The organism is Pseudarthrobacter sp. NamB4 (genome assembly GCF_005796185.1).
Classification (GTDB): Bacteria; Actinomycetota; Actinomycetes; order Actinomycetales; family Micrococcaceae; genus Arthrobacter.
The window spans coordinates 1-15,203 of record NZ_VAHM01000015.1 but is presented as its reverse complement, the minus strand read 5'-3'; the positions used below and the strand labels follow the sequence as shown (position 1 = coordinate 15,203).

Sequence of the window (15,203 nt, the reverse complement as noted above, 5' to 3'; positions counted from 1 at the left end):
CGGCCACATTGCAGAACAAGTTGGAACACAAACTCAACAAAGGGTCTTGACGGATACAAAGAGGTGACTTGTTCAACCTCACCATCAAAGGAGATGAACGTGACTGAAAGTTCCAGCACCACCGGGATCTCAAGGAACCGCTCCCGGAAGACCTTGGCCTCCTGCCTTGCCACCGCTGCCGCAATTGGCGGTGCAGGGCTTGGCCTTTCGGCCCCGGCAGCTCACGCCGAGCCCAGCAACTACAGGTTCGACTTCGGCGGCGGGCCGGTGGAGAAGGGCTATATCGGTGTCAGCGCGTCCGATGCCTACAGCCCTGAACTCCGCTATGGGTTCAACACCCCCGAACACATGGCCAACGTTGCCGCCAAGGGAACCGGGGCCGGCAGCGATGCCGTGCGCTTCCTGCAGTTCGGCACCAAGAGTTCCAACACCTTCAACGTGGACCTTAAGGAAGGTTTGTACAAGGTGACTGCGACGCTGGGCGACACCTCCCGGGCCAGCCTCGCGGCTGAAGGGGTTTTCCAGGGAATGAACCTCACCGGCAACGGCGCTACCGCTTCTTTCGAGATTCCGGTGACGGACGGCCAGCTCAACTTCCTGGTGACGGAAGGCAAGGTGGGCACCGCCTTCACCCTGAGCTCACTGGAAATCGAGAAGGTGTCATGGCACCCGGAGATGGACCCCACCATCTGGGTGGGTGGGGACTCCACGGTGGCCAGCTACTACCCCTTGGAGACAAGCGTGCAGGGCGGCTGGGGCCAGATGCTGCCACAGTTTGTTGACCAGGAGGAGTTCGATATCCGGAACATGGCAACCGGCGGCCAGATCGCCCGCGGTTTCCGCAATGACGGCCAGCTCGAGGCGATCCTGCAGTACATCAAGCCGGGCGATCTGTTCCTGCTCGAAATGGGCATCAACGATACCGCTGCGAAAAACGCCACCACCGAGGCGGAGTTCAAGGAGATCATGCGGGACATGGTCCGCCAGGTGGCGGCCACCGGCGCCACTCCCGTCCTCGTCACCCCGCAGGGACGTGCCACGGACTTCGTGGACGGTGTCCACACCTCGGTGAACCGCTGGTACCGGAACTCCACTGTTGCCCTGGCGCAGGAGGAGAATGTGCCACTGGTGGACCTGAACGTCCTGGCCTCCGCCTACTTCACTGAGATTGGCCCGGAGGCCACCCTGAGCCTGTTCATGACCGGCGATACCCTGCACCCCAACCGTGCGGGCGCCACGGAACTCGCCCGCCTGGTGGTGGCGGACCTTGCCCGCCAGGGCCTCTACACCCAGGGCCCTTAGGTCCAGGGCCCTAACGCGGGAGACCACGACGGCGGGGTGCGGCACTGTGGCCGCGTCCCGCCGTCGTCCTGTCCCCGGACACTTCGGAAGCTCCGGCAACGTGGAGCTAGAGCCAGTCGGACGAAAAATCCAGCGGCGGCCACCACCGGGTCCGCGAATGGACGCTGAACCTCCGCCCGGTGACTTCCGTGGGGGCGATCCTGACCAGGTGTTCCTTGAGTCCCTGTTCCCAGGGTTCACGGTCCGCATCGGCAAGATCCAGCGGCATATCGCCATCTTCCACCGGCGCTGGCGTCCCTTTCACCACAACGCTCCAGACCTCGGTGCCGTAGACATTGAGCGCGTCCGTCTCCAAAGCCACCGGGTTTCCGGTCAGCAAGGACCGGAGCTTGGTTCCCGGGGCCGTGCGGAAGAAAATCGCCCGCTGCACCGGCACGAAGTTCACCGGAAAAATTTCAGGGGTGGACCCGTCGATGACCGCCAGCCGGCCGATATAGGAGGATGCCAGGAGCTTCCAGCATTCCTCAACGGTGAGAACGTGGGTTGCCGAACCCGGCGTTGGAGTGCCCATGCCCCGAAGTTTAGGCGCACTGGGCCTGCGGGAGTAGGGCCTTCGTTCCCCTTCTTGACTCCCTTGGCAGCTGCCCCTACGCCCGACACAAGAATTGATGGGATCTTGCGGTAAACCTTGCTGCCCTTTGACGTTGCAGGTCCACCCTGAAGTCATGCACAAACCAGCTTGTGGGGAGCAGGAAGTCATGGAATACAGAACAGTTTTGGAACAGGAAGTCACCACTGTGGGAGGCGTGCTCACGGACCAGCACCCGCTCGACTTCCACACCCTGGGGCTGGCCGGCTGCATCGACCGGCTCACGGCGCCCCTCCGCCGGCAAGGGACCGTGGTCCGCTGGGATACTCCGCACTGGGGCATCGAGATCCCGGCGGACTGCGCCTCCCTCCTCTACCAGTCGGCACGCGAGTCGCTCAGCAACGCCTACAAGTATGCGGAAGCGCACCGGCTCACCGTGCAGCTCTGCGCCGTTGACCACGGGGTACGGCTGGTGGTGTCCGACGACGGCAAGGGCTTTGACAGCCGGCTCGCCACGTGCGGGCGGCACCACGGCTACGGGCTGCGCCTCATGTCCGTGGCGGTACAGGAAGCAGGCGGCTCCGTGAACATCAACTCCACCCCCGGACAGGGCACCAGCATCACGGTGACGCTGCCGCTGGACTGAGCGGGCAGTAAAGGCCTGGCTCAACAAGAAGCCAAGCACAACCAAGAGCCACCCTCAACCAAAGCGCGGATGCCCGCCTCAATGGCGCGGCGGGCATCCGTACATTCCCGCGTTACCGCGGCTACCGCGGCCAGATCGGCTACCGCGTCAGCTTGGCCTCGTCGATCTCAAGGTCGCCAATGTGGCCGGGTGCGTTGGCAGCCAGGACCCGGGCAACGAACGCGGCATACTCGTCCATGTAGTGCCGCAGGAACTTGGCAGTGCCGTCATTCTTGACCTCGCCGTTCTCACCGAAGACGGCCGCGTCGTAATGGATGTAAGCCTCGGGAGCGTTCAGCTGCGGGGCGTCCAAAAAGCTCAGCACGCTGCGGAAGGACGACTGCATCACCGCAGTGCCGATGCTTCCCACCGAGGCGCCGATGATGCCGGTGGGCTTGCGGGCGAAGGAGTTGCTGCCCCACGGCCGGGAGCCCCAGTCGATAGCATTCTTCAGTGCACCCGGGATGGACCGGTTGTACTCCGGCGAAACAAAAAGGATGCCGTCCGAACTCTCGATGGCCTCCTTCAGTGCACGCGCTGCCGGCGGAAAATCGGCGTCGTAATCGTAGCTGTACAGCGGGAGGTCCTTGATGGGAATCTCCGTGAACTCCAGGTCTTCCGGTGCGAGGTTGATCAACGCTTTCGAGAGGACCCTGTTGATGGAGCCGGTTGCCAGGCTTCCTACGAAATATCCGATCTTGAACGGTGCCATGAGTGTTCCTTCCCAAAGGCCGGTCAGTGCCGGCCTTCCATGTTCTTCTGGAGATGGTACCGCCGCAGTGACGGCGGCTGGTGGTCACTGCCCCACCAGTCCAGCACAGAAGATCCGGCCCGGCCAGAGGTGGCGGAAGGTCCTTGACAGGCCGGGCCGGGGAGAGCTGAATGATCTGTAGCGAAGTCCCCGGCGCGGTCAGGAGCAGACATGAGCGACAATCCATTGCAGGATGAGCGGGTCCATACGGAAGCACCTGCCGAAGGCGACCCGGACGCGGACGTCACAGAAATCCGAGTGCACACACAAGATCCGGCCGAAGGTCCCGATACGGACGACACCGTGAAGCCCGGTTCATAGCAACTGACCTGTAGGCCGAATACCGCTTCTCCTGGCGCCCTGCTGAACTCACGCTGCACATGATGGGCCACCCCTTGCGGTCCTGCCGCACGCCGCTCTATTTTGAAGCGACTCAGAAAGCGCTTTTCCGCCTTGTTTGCGGGCACATTGCGCCCCATCACGGCGCCGCCACCTGGCTTACTGACTGGGAGCGAACCGCCAACCCGCGCTCCCGCGACCGGCTCCTCGGCACCATGGCGGACATTGGCGCCCTCAAGTTCGGATTCCTGACCGGCGAGGCCCTGTACGGCCTGGACAGGGGGCGGTTCGATACCGGCCGGGAGCTGATCCAGGTTTCCCACCTCAGCGCCGTGTTCGGTCTGGTGGAAATCTGCAGCGAACTGGTGGACCTGGTGTGGCCAGCCGCTCGAGGGAATTTACCTCACCCAGGCGGACAGCCGGCTTACCGCTTTCGCCGCTGCCCGGCTCAACGAGCCCGAGCTTGCCGCCCGGGCCTGGGCAAGCTTCTCGGAGGGCGGGGAGCACCTGAACCACGAGTCCGGCTTCACGCTGCGGAAGATCCAGCCGCCGCACGTGCTGCTTACCGTGGACGAGGCGCCCACGGCGTCCACCAACGACACCGCCCAATTCGGCCTCGCCGTGATCCAGAATCTGGCACTGATCGGCGACCACCTGGGCTGACCCGCCTCTGTGAGAACGCGCGACGGCGGCACCCGGTCAGGTGCCGCCGTCGTCCTTTGCAACCCTCCCCGAAGGTGCTCTTTTATCCCCCACCGGGACAGGCTCTGGAAACCGCGGCGCCCAAAAGGTATGTTGGTAAGCATGCTGATGATTTTTACCGACTCATCAGTTTCCGGTTACACAGCAAAGGAGACGTTATGAGCACGAAGGTGGAAAAACGCATTCTGGTGAACGTACCGGTGAGCACGGCTTACAACCAGTGGACCCAGTTCGAGGACTTCCCGCACTTCATGGGCGGGGTTAAGAAGGTCACCCAGCTCAGCGACGACAGGCTGGAATGGGTAGCAGAAATCGGCGGCATCCGCCGGCAGTGGGAAGCCAAGATTCTTGAGCAGGTTCCAGACCGCAGAGTTGCCTGGGCCGCCACGGAAGGCGCCACGAACGCCGGTGCCATCGAATTCGAGGATATCGGGGGCGGCCAGACTTCGGTGCAGCTGACGCTCGAATACGAGCCCGAAGGCCTGATTGAAAAGGTCGGCGACAAGCTGAACGTGGTTGAACGCCAGGCCGAAGCGGACCTGCAGCGGTTCAAGGAGTTCATTGAGGACGAGGGTTACGCCAGCGGTGCCTGGCGCGGCACGGTCAACCCCGGCGCCGCCGTGGGCACGCCCGGCGTGGAAGACGCCGGCGCCTCCCGGGGCGACTCCGGCAAGGCAGGCATCTCCGGGAAGGTGGCCGCCGGACTCGGCGTTGCCGCGGCGGCAGGCGCAGCAGCAGCCATGGCAGCCGGCGGCAACAAGGAGACCACCACCGCAGCAGCCGATGAAACCGTCACCCCAGCCGCTACCGGCGAGCCGGCCACCGTCACGCCGCTTACAACGGACACGACTACGGAAACCGGCACAACGGGAGCCGCCACCACCGGGACTGCAGCAGCCGGCACGACGGCGGCAGCCGGCTCCACCGGTTCGGTCGCCGACTTGGGCGGCGATGACCGCATCGGCCACCCCTTCGACCAGACCAACGGCCTGGTGGACGCTACGGGCGAGTCGGACGAGACGCTTGAAGGTGAGAACCTGAGCGCCGCCGAGCGCCTGCGGGACGACCGCCGGCCGGACGGCGGAGTGCCGCCTGTGGGCGGCAACCTCGGCCAGCACTGACCTCCCGCGCAGCATAACGAAAGCGCCGTCCGCCTCTCCCCCGAGGCGGACGGCGCTTTGCTGTGTACTGCTTACTTGTTTATGCCTTGTTTCTTCTGGGCGCCTGTTACCTGTCAGTCCCTGCGTAGACCACAGACGGTGCAGCAGGCGTTTCCATGCCCTCGCCGATGAAGAAGCTCGGGTGCGGCGGCTGGTTGTAAGCAACGCTCTCGCGTGCCACGCCGGTCCGGTACATGGGATCGTGCATCAGGGTGCGGAGCCGGACCCCAGTGGGCGAGGTGCTGGTGTAGATCCGCAGTTCCGTGCTGTCCGACGACGGGAAGGCCAGTTCTTCGCGCCAGTCGCCCAGCAGGTCGGCCTGGACAGCAGGGTTGCCCTTGGTGTGGTTGTTGGTCCGTGCACCGGTGGCGGTCAGGAGCCTGTCGCTGGTGTTGGTCTCCCAGTTCCACTTGGAGATGGTGGGCACGCCGACGCCTGCGGCGGCATCGAAGTCATGGTCCACAATTTCGCGGAGCAGGTCACCGTCCCACCAGGCCAGGAAGTTGGCAGCGGGGATTTTTTCCGCGATCCGCTCACCCTTGGCCGACATCAGGTAGCCGACCGGGGAGTTCCAGGCAGCGTCCCCGCCCACAGCCCAGCCCTCAGCACCGGCAAAGCGGGGGTCGATGTCCCCCGCTGCACCACGGCCGGTGTCCCTGGCGGCCGGGATGCTCCAGAGCACTTCGCCGGTTGCGGAGTCACGGAAGGTGGCGCCGCGGTTGCCGCTCTGGCTCATGCTCTCGTGCACGGCGAACGTCTCCAGCCCGGGCCGGGACGGATCAAAATCGCTGGTGTGGATGGCGTCGCCGTGGCCCAGCTTGGTGTTGTACAGCGGCTTGCCGTCGTCGTCGATGGTCATGGAACCGAAGACAAACTCGTCCTTGCCGTCCTGGTCAACGTCAGCCACGGAGAGGTTGTGGTTGCCCTGGCCCTTGTATTCGGCACCCGAGGCGTCCGAGTCGAAGGTCCAGCGCTTCACCAGCTTGCCGTCCACCAGGTCGTAGGTGACCAGGACGGTGCGGGTGTAGTAGCCGCGGCTGAACATCATGGACGGCTTTTCGCCGTCGAGGTAGGCCACGCCAGCCAGGAAGCGGTCAACGCGGTTGCCGTAGCCGTCGCCCCAGGCAGACACGTTGCCGCGCGGCGGGTCGTAAGGCACCGTGTCCATCGCTGCGCCGGTGGCGCCGTTGAACACCGTGAGGAATTCCGGCCCGGACAAAATGTAGCCGCCGCTGTTGCGGTAGTCCGCCGCGGGGTCGCCGATCACCGCTCCGGCCCCGTCCGTGGTGCCGTCCGCCGTCTTCATGGACACTTCGGCCTTGCCGTCACCGTCGAAGTCGTAGGCCAGGACCTGGGTGTAGTGCGCGCCGGCACGGATGTTGCGGCCGAGGTTAATGCGCCAGAGCTTGGTGCCGTCCAGTTTGTAGGCATCCACGTAGACGTTGCCCGTGAACCCGGACCTGGAGTTGTCCTGCGCGTTGGAAGGGTTCCAGAGCTGGATGATTTCGTAGCTGCCATCGCCGTCCAGGTCCGCCACCGTGGCGTCATTGGCGGAGTAGGTGTACGGCTTTCCGTCCTTGCTGACGCCGTCCGCCGGCTTATCCAGCTTGATGGACAGTTGGTTCTGGGCCAGCGGCGTGAATTCCGCAGTTAGCTTGTCCTGTCCGTTGCCGTTGCCCACTGTCTTGATGACGTACTTGGAGGCTGCGGTGCCGTCAGGGTCGACGTAGGTGGTGGTGCTGCGGAGGGGCTCTTCGGTGAGCTGGACGCCGTCGCGGATCACGTGGAAGCCCACGCTGTCCTGGTCCAGGCCCAGCATCCGCCAGCCCAGCGTGACGCCCTGGTCCGTCAGCACGGCGACAGGAGCGCGGTCCAGGTTCTCAACCTGGCGCTTGAGCTCTGCCTTCCCGGACTGGCCGGCGCCGTGCTGGGGTTTGCCTGGCCTGGGTTTGCCTGGGCAAGCGGCACGCCGGTGAAGGCCAGCGCTGCCGCCGTCAACGATGCTGCCGCAGCCACCGGGGCAGCTTTCCAGGCCCGGCCGGCGCGGGACGAAAGGGAACATTTTGATGGATAGGGCAAGGAACATCTCCTTTGATGCGGCGGCAGCTGAGTCTGCCGTACGACAGCTTGTAACGTTTCACTCCTGCAGCGGGACCAGCCGTCATATGGAATTGGATGGTTTTGGAAGCAAGAGGAAACGTTTTCTGCCCTTGAGGTGTATCAGCGCATGACAAGGGCGGTCAAGGGGTTGACGGCGCTATATGGGAGAAATTGTTCCAATGCGTCTACTTCTCCGCAAACTCCTGTGATGTTCGCCCCGCTACAGCCTGCAGCAGCGGCACCGTCCGGGCGGGCATGACCTCCACCAAGGACATGGCTGTACTGGTGCGCACGACGCCGGCCACGGCCAGCATGCTGTTGGTGACCCTGTGCAGGTCGGCCGGGTCCCTCGCGGCCACTTTCGCGAGCAGGTCCGCGTCGCCCGTGGTGGCGTGCATCTCGATGATCTCCGGAATGGTGCGCAGTGCCTGCATCGCTTCGTCGCTGGCGGACTGGCTGATGGAAATCGAAATGAACGCAATGAGCGGCAGGCCCAGCGCTTCGGTGCGGACCCGCTGGCTGAAAGGGGCAAGGCTGCCGTCGTTGACCAGGCGGCGGAGCCTGGCATGGACCGTATTGCGGGCCACGCCAAGCGCCCGCGACAGGGAAAGGACGGTGGCCTGCGGGTCCCGGTCCAGTGTGAGGAGGATCTCCGCGTCGAGGGAGTCGATCAGGTGCATACTGAGCATTTTGTCACCGTCTTCTCATCACTGGCCCCGATCTGTCCTGCTGGAACCAGCCCTGTTGCGCATCCGCACTGAGGTGCCCCACCATGCTTGCATGACCAGCATCCAGCCCGAAACGTCGGCACCCGGGCTTCGTGCCGCCGTGGCAAAACTCCCCGCATACGTTGCCGGCAAGAGCGCGGAGTCGGGACTGACCGCTGCCCTGGCCTCAAACGAGAGCCACTTCGCTCCCCTGCCGTCCGTCGTCGCCCTGATCTCGGCGGAGGCCGGCCGGATACACCGGTACCCGTCCATGGGCGCGGTGGAGGCCCGCGACGCGATTGCCCGCCACCATGGCGTGTCCGCCGACGAAATCGCCGCCGGACCGGGCAGCTCCGGGGTGCTGCAGCAGATCATCTCCGCCGTCTGCGACCATGGCGACGAGGTGGTCTTCGCGTGGCGTTCGTTCGAGGCGTACCCCATCCTGGTCACCGTCGCCGGGGCTGTGCCGGTTCCCGTCCCGCTGCTGGAGAACGAACACCACGACCTGGAGGCCATGAACGCGGCCATCACGGACCGGACCCGCCTGGTGCTCCTGTGCTCCCCCAACAACCCCACGGGCGTTTCCATCGAAGCCGATGCGCTGGAGCAGTTCCTCCGGTCTGTGCCGCCGAGGGTCCTGGTGGTACTGGACGAGGCCTACATCGAATACCAGCGCGGGCCGGGCCTGGACGCCCTGGATCTCTACCGCCGGTATCCGAACCTGTGCATCCTTCGGACGTTCTCCAAGGCTTATGGGCTGGCCGGGCTGCGGATCGGCTATGCCATCGCCCGGCCAGCCCTGGCCGACGGTCTCCGCCGCACCGCCATCCCCTTCGGCGTCAACCGGATGGCCCAGGCCGCTGCGGTGGCGTCGCTTGCTGCTGAAGACGAAATCCTGGCTAGGACCAATGCGGTCGCGGAAGAACGGACCCGGGTTGTTGCTGCCCTCCGCAGCTTCGGCTGGGTCGTGCCGGACAGCCAGGCCAACTTCTACTGGCTCCGCGCCTCCGATGAGCTGCGCGACCAGTTGCTCACCGCCTTGTCCGACGCCGGCATCCTGGCCAGGGGCTATGCCGGCGACGGCGTCCGCATCACCTTGGCGGACAGGGACACCAACGACCGCGTTCTCGCGGTGCTGTCCGCGCGCGAAAGGTTCGCGGACCAGTGAGCACTTCCACTGTTAACGCTGAGCCCGCTACGGCTGACTCACCCGCAGAGCAAGGCAGGACGACGGCGGCACCCGCCGCGCCGCCGTCGGCCGTCCGCCATTCCCTGCTTGAGGACCTCCTGGGGATTCTCACCGGCACGTTCGCCGCGTCCCTGGGCCTGTTCCTGCTCAAGTCGAGCGAGGCAGTCACCGGCGGGACGGCCGGCCTGGCGCTGCTGCTCAGCTACAGGCTGACGCTGCCTTTCGGCGTGATCTTCTTCTGCGTGAACCTGCCGTTTTTTGGCCTGGCGGTTTGGAAGAAGGGGTGGGACTTTGCCCTGCGCACCGGTGCCGCCATATCCCTGGTTTCGGTCATGGCCAGCCTGCATCCGTGGGCTCTGGGTCCGCTGGATATCCAGCCCGTGTACGGCGTGCTGGGCGGAAACCTGCTCGCCGGCGTTGGACTGCTCATCCTCTTCCGGCACAAGTCCAGCCTGGGCGGCTTCAACATCCTTGCCCTGCTGCTGCAGGAGAAACTTGGGTGGCGGGCCGGTTACGTGCAGATGGTGCTGGATGTGGCGATTGTGCTCTCGGCGCTGGCGCTTGTTCCGCCGCTGATGGTGCTGCTCTCCGCAGCCGGGGCCGTCCTGCTGAATCTCATCCTGGCACTGAACCACCGGCCCGGACGCTACCTCGGAAAGTAGCGGCCGGGGGGAACGTAGCCGTCTCGGGTCCGTGAGGCGGTTTTGCTTGCCGTCCGGGCACCCCAGAACGCCCCGCAAAGGCATCAGGGCGCCCATTCTGCTTACAATCGAAACCTCAAACAACTACTGAGGGATCCATGAAGAAATTCGCCACAGCCCTGATCGCCGCCGGAATCGTTGTCTCCGCAACGGCCTGCACTGCCACGAACCAGCTCACCACCGCGGAAACCTGCGAGCGGATCCAGTCCGTTGTGTCGAACCCGGCCAACAACGCCGGCAAGACCGGCATGAACCGCCTGGCCAACCAGATCCGCCCCATCCACGAGGTCGCCTCTGACGACCTCAAGGGTGCCCTCGAGTCGATCATTGAATACACCGATGAGCAGGCCAAGGAAACCCCGGACGAGGCGAAGCTTGCTGAACTCCAGTCAGGCTACGAGGAAGCGGGCAGCACCTACAGCCGTTTCTGCAGCTGATTCCAGCCGCAGCTTTCGCTGCGTGGGCCCGGCTACTTCAGGGTGGCCGGGTCCGTGTTCGCCCCGCAAAGAATGACGGCGACCCGCTCGCCGGCCCCTGCGACGTAGGCGCCGCAGGTAAGGGCGGCATATGCGGCAGCGGCCCCATGCTCCACCACGATCCGGTAGTCATCCCACAGCTTCAGGCGGGCTTCGATAATGTCCGTGTCGGACACCAGGACGCTTTCGACGCCGGTGCGGCCCGCTACGGAGAAGCCGATGTCACCGATGCGGCGGGCGCCCAGGGAGTCGGCCGCGATCCCGGAAACGGGTACGTCCACCGGCGCTCCCGCGGCCAGGGCGGCATGCAGCGTGGGAGCCGTATAGGGCTCCACCGCCACCACCTTGGCACGACCCTCCACCGCTGCGGCCATTCCTGCCATCAAGCCGCCCCCGCCCACGGCAACCAGGACGGTATCCAGCCCGCCCACCTGGTCCAGCAGTTCCACGCCGACGGCGCCGGCACCTGCCGCGATTTCCGGTTGGTCATAGGCGTGGCAGTAGACTGCTCCGGTTTCCTGGGCGTGGGTGATGGCGGCCTGGTAGGCCTCCGCGTACTCAGCCCCGCCCTGCACCACTGTTGCCCCGATGGCCTTGAGCTTCTGGAGCTTTACAGCGGGGGCGGCGGCCGGGACGAACACTGTTGCCGGCACTCCCAACTGCGCGGCGGCGTAGGCGTTCGCCACTCCTGCGTTGCCGCCGGAGGCCACCACGAGGCCGACGTCCGGCTTCAGCTCACCGCGTTCCTTGGCGGCGAGCACCCGGTTGAGGGCGCCGCGGGCCTTGAAGGTTCCGGTGTGCTGCGTGTATTCGCATTTGAACCAGACCGGGCCGGGAAAAACTCCGGGGTCGCCTTCAACGACAGGCGTCAGCCGGGTGAGGCCGGCTGTCCTGAGTACCGCCTGTTCAACGTCGGCGCGGGTGATCATAGGCGGATCAGACCTCGTCGTCCCAGGTTCCCGGCTCCGACAGCGCTTCCTCGGGCTTGTGCTCACTGGGCGGTTCACCGCTGCCGGCAAAGGAGGCCGGCACGGTTCCGGCGGCGTGGACCTGCTGTTCTTCGCGGATGTTGCCGGCGTGCGGGAGCTCAGGGTGCTGGCCTGCCTGCGGGGCCTGCTTGGCTTCCTTTGCCTCGTCCGGGTCACCCGGGCCGCGAAGGTCTGCGGTGTTCTGCGGCTCGTCGTTGCTAGCAGTCATGGTTCTGCCTTTCGCTTGGGTACTGGCCTGTCACCGGCACGGAAACCCGCACCGCTCTCCAGCCTACGGGGTGCGCACCTGCGACAGCGGAAACTCTGGGCGGCGGGAATCACTGCAGGAGTGTTGCGCCCGTAAACTGTGGAAAGTGCCCTGAACCTGTGAAGTACCACTCACCCGGGACTTCCATGGCCCTCCCGGCGTTTAACCGTTGGCGAAAGGAGGCCGCGTGATCATTGTCCTGACCGGGATAGACGGCTCGGGGAAGTCAACTGCGGCCGCAGCCCTTGTCTCGGCCGTGCGCAGGGCTGGTGGCCGAGCAGTCCTGCTGAACAACCATGCCGGCAGGCGCAGCATGTCGGTCCTGGGCGCCAGGCTGGGAATCCGGCTGCCGGACCGGCTTGCCGACGCCATGGAGACCAACTTTCGGGTGTGGAACGTGCTGGCCAACCACCTGCGGGCCAGGTTCTTTGGCGGGCTGGTGGTGATGGACCGGCACCTGTACTGCCAGCTGGCCCTCCGTGAAACCAAAGGCCTGCCCCGCGGCCGCTTCCTTCCGTGGCTACTGAAAACACTGCCCGCCCCTGATGCGGTAGTGCACCTGGAGATAGATCCTGTGAAAGCACACCGCCGCATCGTTGCCCGGGGTACGGACGCCGAGACATTGGAGGACCTCGTCGCTTTCGACAACGGTTACCGCCGGCTGCCTGAATACGAAAGCTTCGTGAAGGTTGACGCCTCACTGCCCGCCGGGAAGCTGGCGCAACGCCTGGCCGGGGTGGTCGATCAGGTTCCTACTCGCACTGCTGCTGGGCGGCACCCGCTCTCCCGCCCATGACCTGATGCCGCGCCCAATTGCCGAAAGGGAGGGGCGGGAGGACACCAGGGTCCGCCCGCCCCTCCTATAAGGAACGCTCGGGCTAGCGTGATGCCGTCGGCGAGGGCGAGGTGGTCTCGCTCTCTTCCGTCTCCGTTGCCATTGGTGAGGCTGTACCGATCGGCGGGGACGTGCTGGTGGAACCGGACGTGGAAGTGGAAGTCGCGCTGCCGCCGTCGGCCTTCTGGAGAACCTCGTTGATCAGGTCCTCAAGTTCCTTCTGGTCGGTGTCGCCCAGGTCGGCGCCGCTCTTGGTGGCGACCACCAGCAGCCGGCCCTCGGCCGCGGAAACCTGCATCAGCTTCTGCTGGTTCTCACCACTCCGGGTACTGAGGGAGCCGAAAGTCTGCTCCGCGTCGGTCTCCGCCTGGAGCTCCTCGCTGGTCACCTCATACGTCTGGCCCAGGGCCTGGACGGAGAAGTTGGCGCACTGGTCCATCTTGCCGCTGATGTCGGTCAGGACGTCCACGGCGTCCGGCCCCTCGCTGCCGGACTGTGCGGAAAGGGTGCGCGGCTGGTCGCCTTCGGAAAGTGCAACTGCAACATCACCGGTTTCCACCGTATTCAGCAGTCCCGCCGTGGCGATGTCCTTGCAGTCTTCGGGGTCCACGGTTGCCGTGCTGAGCAGCAGGTTGGCGATGTTGCCGCCCCGGTCCACCTGTTCCTTGGAGTACAGCTTCAGCTCGTTGCCGTCCCCGTCCGTCATGCCTGAGATCAGTTCGCGGAGTTCGTCCTCGCTGTAGACCTCGGCTTCAGCGGTTTCCGACGCGGTTGCCGAAGCCGTTTCCGTGGCCGTGGGGCTGGCAGCCCCTCCGCCGCCACCGCCCGTGCAGCCGGCCAGGGCAATCAGCGCTGCCGTCATCAATCCAAGCGCAGGTACTTTTCGCATCAGGTACAACCCCTCGTTGAAATAGGAAGCATGCTTAGTGTTCTCAGCGTAAAGGGGATCGATGCGGAGAGTGAAATAACGGAGCAGTAACTATCAGCAGGAACATGCCGCGGAAGTCCGGCCCCATAGTCCTGTGGAATAATCCGAATCGCAGCCAGCTCCGGGGCAGGATGGGGCTGGTAGCTAACGCATGTGCTGAGACCAGGAGACCCGTACACCGTGCGCAATGAGCTGATTTTTCGCGGGCGCCTTGTCTCGGCGACCATGGATGTGGCGGACGGCCTGTTGGCGGTCGACGGCGGACTGGTCAACTACGCCGGGCCAGCGTCGAAATTTCCCGGCCAGCCTGCGCACGCCCACGGAGGAGAACAGCAGCGCATCCTCCTGCCTGGGCTGGTGGACCTGCACTGCCACGGCGCCCTGGGCTCGGACTTTTCGGGCGGTTCCCTCGACGGCGCCCGCTCCGCCGCCCGCTACCTGCACTCCAGGGGAACCACCACGCTGCTGGCCAGCCTGGTCACCGCGACGCCGGATGACCTGTTCCGGAACCTCGAGGCGCTGCGGACTTTGACGAATGAAGGGCTGGTTGCCGGAGCGCACCTGGAAGGGCCCTTCCTCTCGCAGGAGCAGTGCGGTGCCCATGACCCGGCGCTGCTCCTGGAGCCGGACGCCGCGCTGATGGCCCGCCTGCTCGACGCCTCGGGTCCGCACCTGGTGTCCGTGACACTCGCGGCCGAGCTTTCCGGCGCGGTGAAGCTGGCGGAAATGCTGGCGGTGCGGGGCATTATTCCATCGTTGGGCCATACCGCTGCGGATGTCAGCACCGCGGCCGCGTTCCTCGAGGCGGCAGCCGCGGGACTGGCCGCACCTTCGAATCCAACAGGAAGGGTGAGGCCCACCGTCACGCACCTGTTCAATGCCATGCCCAGCTTCCACCACCGCTCCCCCGGGCCGGTCGCCGCCAGCCTCAGTGCAGCCCGTGCCGGCAATGCCGTGGTGGAGCTGATTGCCGACGGAGTCCATCTCGCACCAGAGACAGTCAAGTTGGTGTTCGAGCTGGTGGGGGCAGAAAACATTGCACTCGTCACGGACTCCATGGCCGCCACTGGCCTGCAGGCTGGCCACTACCGGCTTGGTGCCATGGCAGTCACGGTGGAGGGCGGCGAGGCCCGGGTGGACGGCAGCGGCGCGATCGCCGGCGGGACGGCCACCCTGCTCGACGTCGTGCGTGCCGCCGTGGCGGCAGGAGTCACACTGCAGGAAGCCACGACGGCGGCAAGTGCCGTCCCTGCGTCCGTCCTGGGACTGTCCGGGCAGGTTGGCGACCTCCGTGAGGGCATGCATGCCGACGTCGTGGTGGTGGACGAGGATCTTCAGCTCGCCGGAGTGCTGCGCCGGGGAGAGTGGGCCACACCTCCCGCGTGGGGCACCTAGCCATCAATGCTGGCCCCAGATGTTTGCGCGCGGGGTAACTGGCCTTCGGTTGTCCGCCGTGTGCCCCTTGGCACACTCCGGATGTGAGCCCACCAGATGGGAGCCCCA

15 protein-coding genes and 2 pseudogenes are annotated in these 15,203 nt (G+C 65.4%); 10 read left to right on the top strand and 7 right to left on the bottom strand.

Going from position 1 to position 15,203, the window contains the following annotated elements; genetic code table 11:
* The first annotated feature begins 99 nt into the window (after positions 1-99).
* Positions 100-1,302, top strand: a complete 1,203-nt coding sequence (locus FDW81_RS13995) for a rhamnogalacturonan acetylesterase (RefSeq protein ID WP_240720288.1) — start codon at positions 100-102, stop codon at positions 1,300-1,302.
* Positions 1,303-1,408: 106 nt separating this feature from the next.
* On the opposite strand, the gene FDW81_RS13990 is transcribed toward FDW81_RS13995, so the two are convergent.
* Positions 1,409-1,873, bottom strand: a complete 465-nt coding sequence (locus tag FDW81_RS13990) for a pyridoxamine 5'-phosphate oxidase family protein (RefSeq protein ID WP_138134782.1) — start codon at positions 1,871-1,873, stop codon at positions 1,409-1,411.
* A gap of 187 nt (positions 1,874-2,060) precedes the next feature.
* On the opposite strand from FDW81_RS13990, the gene FDW81_RS13985 reads away from it, so the two are divergent.
* Positions 2,061-2,537, top strand: coding sequence for a sensor histidine kinase (locus FDW81_RS13985; RefSeq protein ID WP_138134781.1), 477 nt, complete (start codon positions 2,061-2,063; stop codon positions 2,535-2,537).
* A 139-nt stretch (positions 2,538-2,676) separates the two neighbouring features.
* Here FDW81_RS13985 and FDW81_RS13980 read toward each other — a convergent pair whose 3' ends face one another.
* A complete protein-coding gene (locus tag FDW81_RS13980) occupies positions 2,677-3,288 on the bottom strand; it encodes an NADPH-dependent FMN reductase (protein ID WP_138134780.1) in 612 nt (203 codons plus the stop codon).
* Positions 3,289-3,498: 210 nt separating this feature from the next.
* On the opposite strand from FDW81_RS13980, the gene FDW81_RS18160 reads away from it, so the two are divergent.
* The 3 genes and pseudogenes from FDW81_RS18160 (at position 3,499) to FDW81_RS13970 (ending at position 5,489) form a co-directional block, all read left to right on the top strand.
* On the top strand, positions 3,499-3,648 hold the full coding sequence (locus FDW81_RS18160; protein ID WP_171027214.1) for a hypothetical protein: 150 nt from the start codon (positions 3,499-3,501) through the stop codon (positions 3,646-3,648).
* A 59-nt stretch (positions 3,649-3,707) separates the two neighbouring features.
* Positions 3,708-4,329, top strand: a pseudogene (locus tag FDW81_RS13975) (hypothetical protein).
* A 197-nt stretch (positions 4,330-4,526) separates the two neighbouring features.
* A complete protein-coding gene (locus FDW81_RS13970) occupies positions 4,527-5,489 on the top strand; it encodes an SRPBCC family protein (protein WP_138134779.1) in 963 nt (320 codons plus the stop codon).
* 106 nt (positions 5,490-5,595) lie between these two features.
* Here FDW81_RS13970 and FDW81_RS13965 read toward each other — a convergent pair.
* Together FDW81_RS13965 and FDW81_RS13960 are read right to left on the bottom strand one after the other, a co-directional pair.
* Positions 5,596-7,607, bottom strand: a pseudogene (locus tag FDW81_RS13965) (rhamnogalacturonan lyase).
* A gap of 206 nt (positions 7,608-7,813) precedes the next feature.
* On the bottom strand, positions 7,814-8,317 hold the full coding sequence (locus tag FDW81_RS13960) for an Lrp/AsnC family transcriptional regulator (protein WP_138134778.1): 504 nt from the start codon (positions 8,315-8,317) through the stop codon (positions 7,814-7,816).
* 91 nt (positions 8,318-8,408) lie between these two features.
* Between FDW81_RS13960 and hisC the strand changes: the two genes are divergently transcribed.
* The 3 genes from hisC (at position 8,409) to FDW81_RS13945 (ending at position 10,662) form a co-directional block, all read left to right on the top strand.
* Positions 8,409-9,503, top strand: a complete 1,095-nt coding sequence (hisC, locus tag FDW81_RS13955; protein WP_138134777.1) for a histidinol-phosphate transaminase — start codon at positions 8,409-8,411, stop codon at positions 9,501-9,503.
* Positions 9,500-10,186, top strand: a complete 687-nt coding sequence (locus FDW81_RS13950) for a YitT family protein (RefSeq protein WP_370279057.1) — start codon at positions 9,500-9,502, stop codon at positions 10,184-10,186. Before hisC ends, FDW81_RS13950 begins: the two co-directional genes overlap by 4 nt.
* Before the next feature lie 137 nt (positions 10,187-10,323).
* A complete protein-coding gene (locus FDW81_RS13945; RefSeq protein WP_138134776.1) occupies positions 10,324-10,662 on the top strand; it encodes a hypothetical protein in 339 nt (112 codons plus the stop codon).
* A 32-nt stretch (positions 10,663-10,694) separates the two neighbouring features.
* Here the strand turns inward: FDW81_RS13945 and FDW81_RS13940 are convergent, their stop codons facing one another.
* Together FDW81_RS13940 and FDW81_RS13935 are read right to left on the bottom strand one after the other, a co-directional pair.
* Positions 10,695-11,630, bottom strand: a complete 936-nt coding sequence (locus FDW81_RS13940; protein WP_138134775.1) for a threonine/serine dehydratase — start codon at positions 11,628-11,630, stop codon at positions 10,695-10,697.
* A 7-nt stretch (positions 11,631-11,637) separates the two neighbouring features.
* Complete coding sequence (locus FDW81_RS13935) at positions 11,638-11,898, bottom strand: hypothetical protein (protein WP_138134774.1); 261 nt, start codon at positions 11,896-11,898, stop codon at positions 11,638-11,640.
* A gap of 226 nt (positions 11,899-12,124) precedes the next feature.
* On the opposite strand from FDW81_RS13935, the gene FDW81_RS13930 reads away from it, so the two are divergent.
* The gene (locus FDW81_RS13930; protein ID WP_138134773.1) at positions 12,125-12,733 is read left to right on the top strand and encodes a thymidylate kinase; all 609 of its coding nucleotides are present in this window, start codon (positions 12,125-12,127) and stop codon (positions 12,731-12,733) included.
* Positions 12,734-12,815: 82 nt separating this feature from the next.
* On the opposite strand, the gene FDW81_RS13925 is transcribed toward FDW81_RS13930, so the two are convergent.
* Positions 12,816-13,661 (bottom strand): hypothetical protein, encoded by an 846-nt coding sequence (locus tag FDW81_RS13925; protein WP_240720284.1) that lies wholly within the window; start codon positions 13,659-13,661, stop codon positions 12,816-12,818.
* 264 nt (positions 13,662-13,925) lie between these two features.
* On the opposite strand from FDW81_RS13925, the gene FDW81_RS13920 reads away from it, so the two are divergent.
* Positions 13,926-15,095 (top strand): N-acetylglucosamine-6-phosphate deacetylase, encoded by a 1,170-nt coding sequence (locus FDW81_RS13920; protein ID WP_370279073.1) that lies wholly within the window; start codon positions 13,926-13,928, stop codon positions 15,093-15,095.
* Positions 15,096-15,203: the final 108 nt, after the last annotated feature.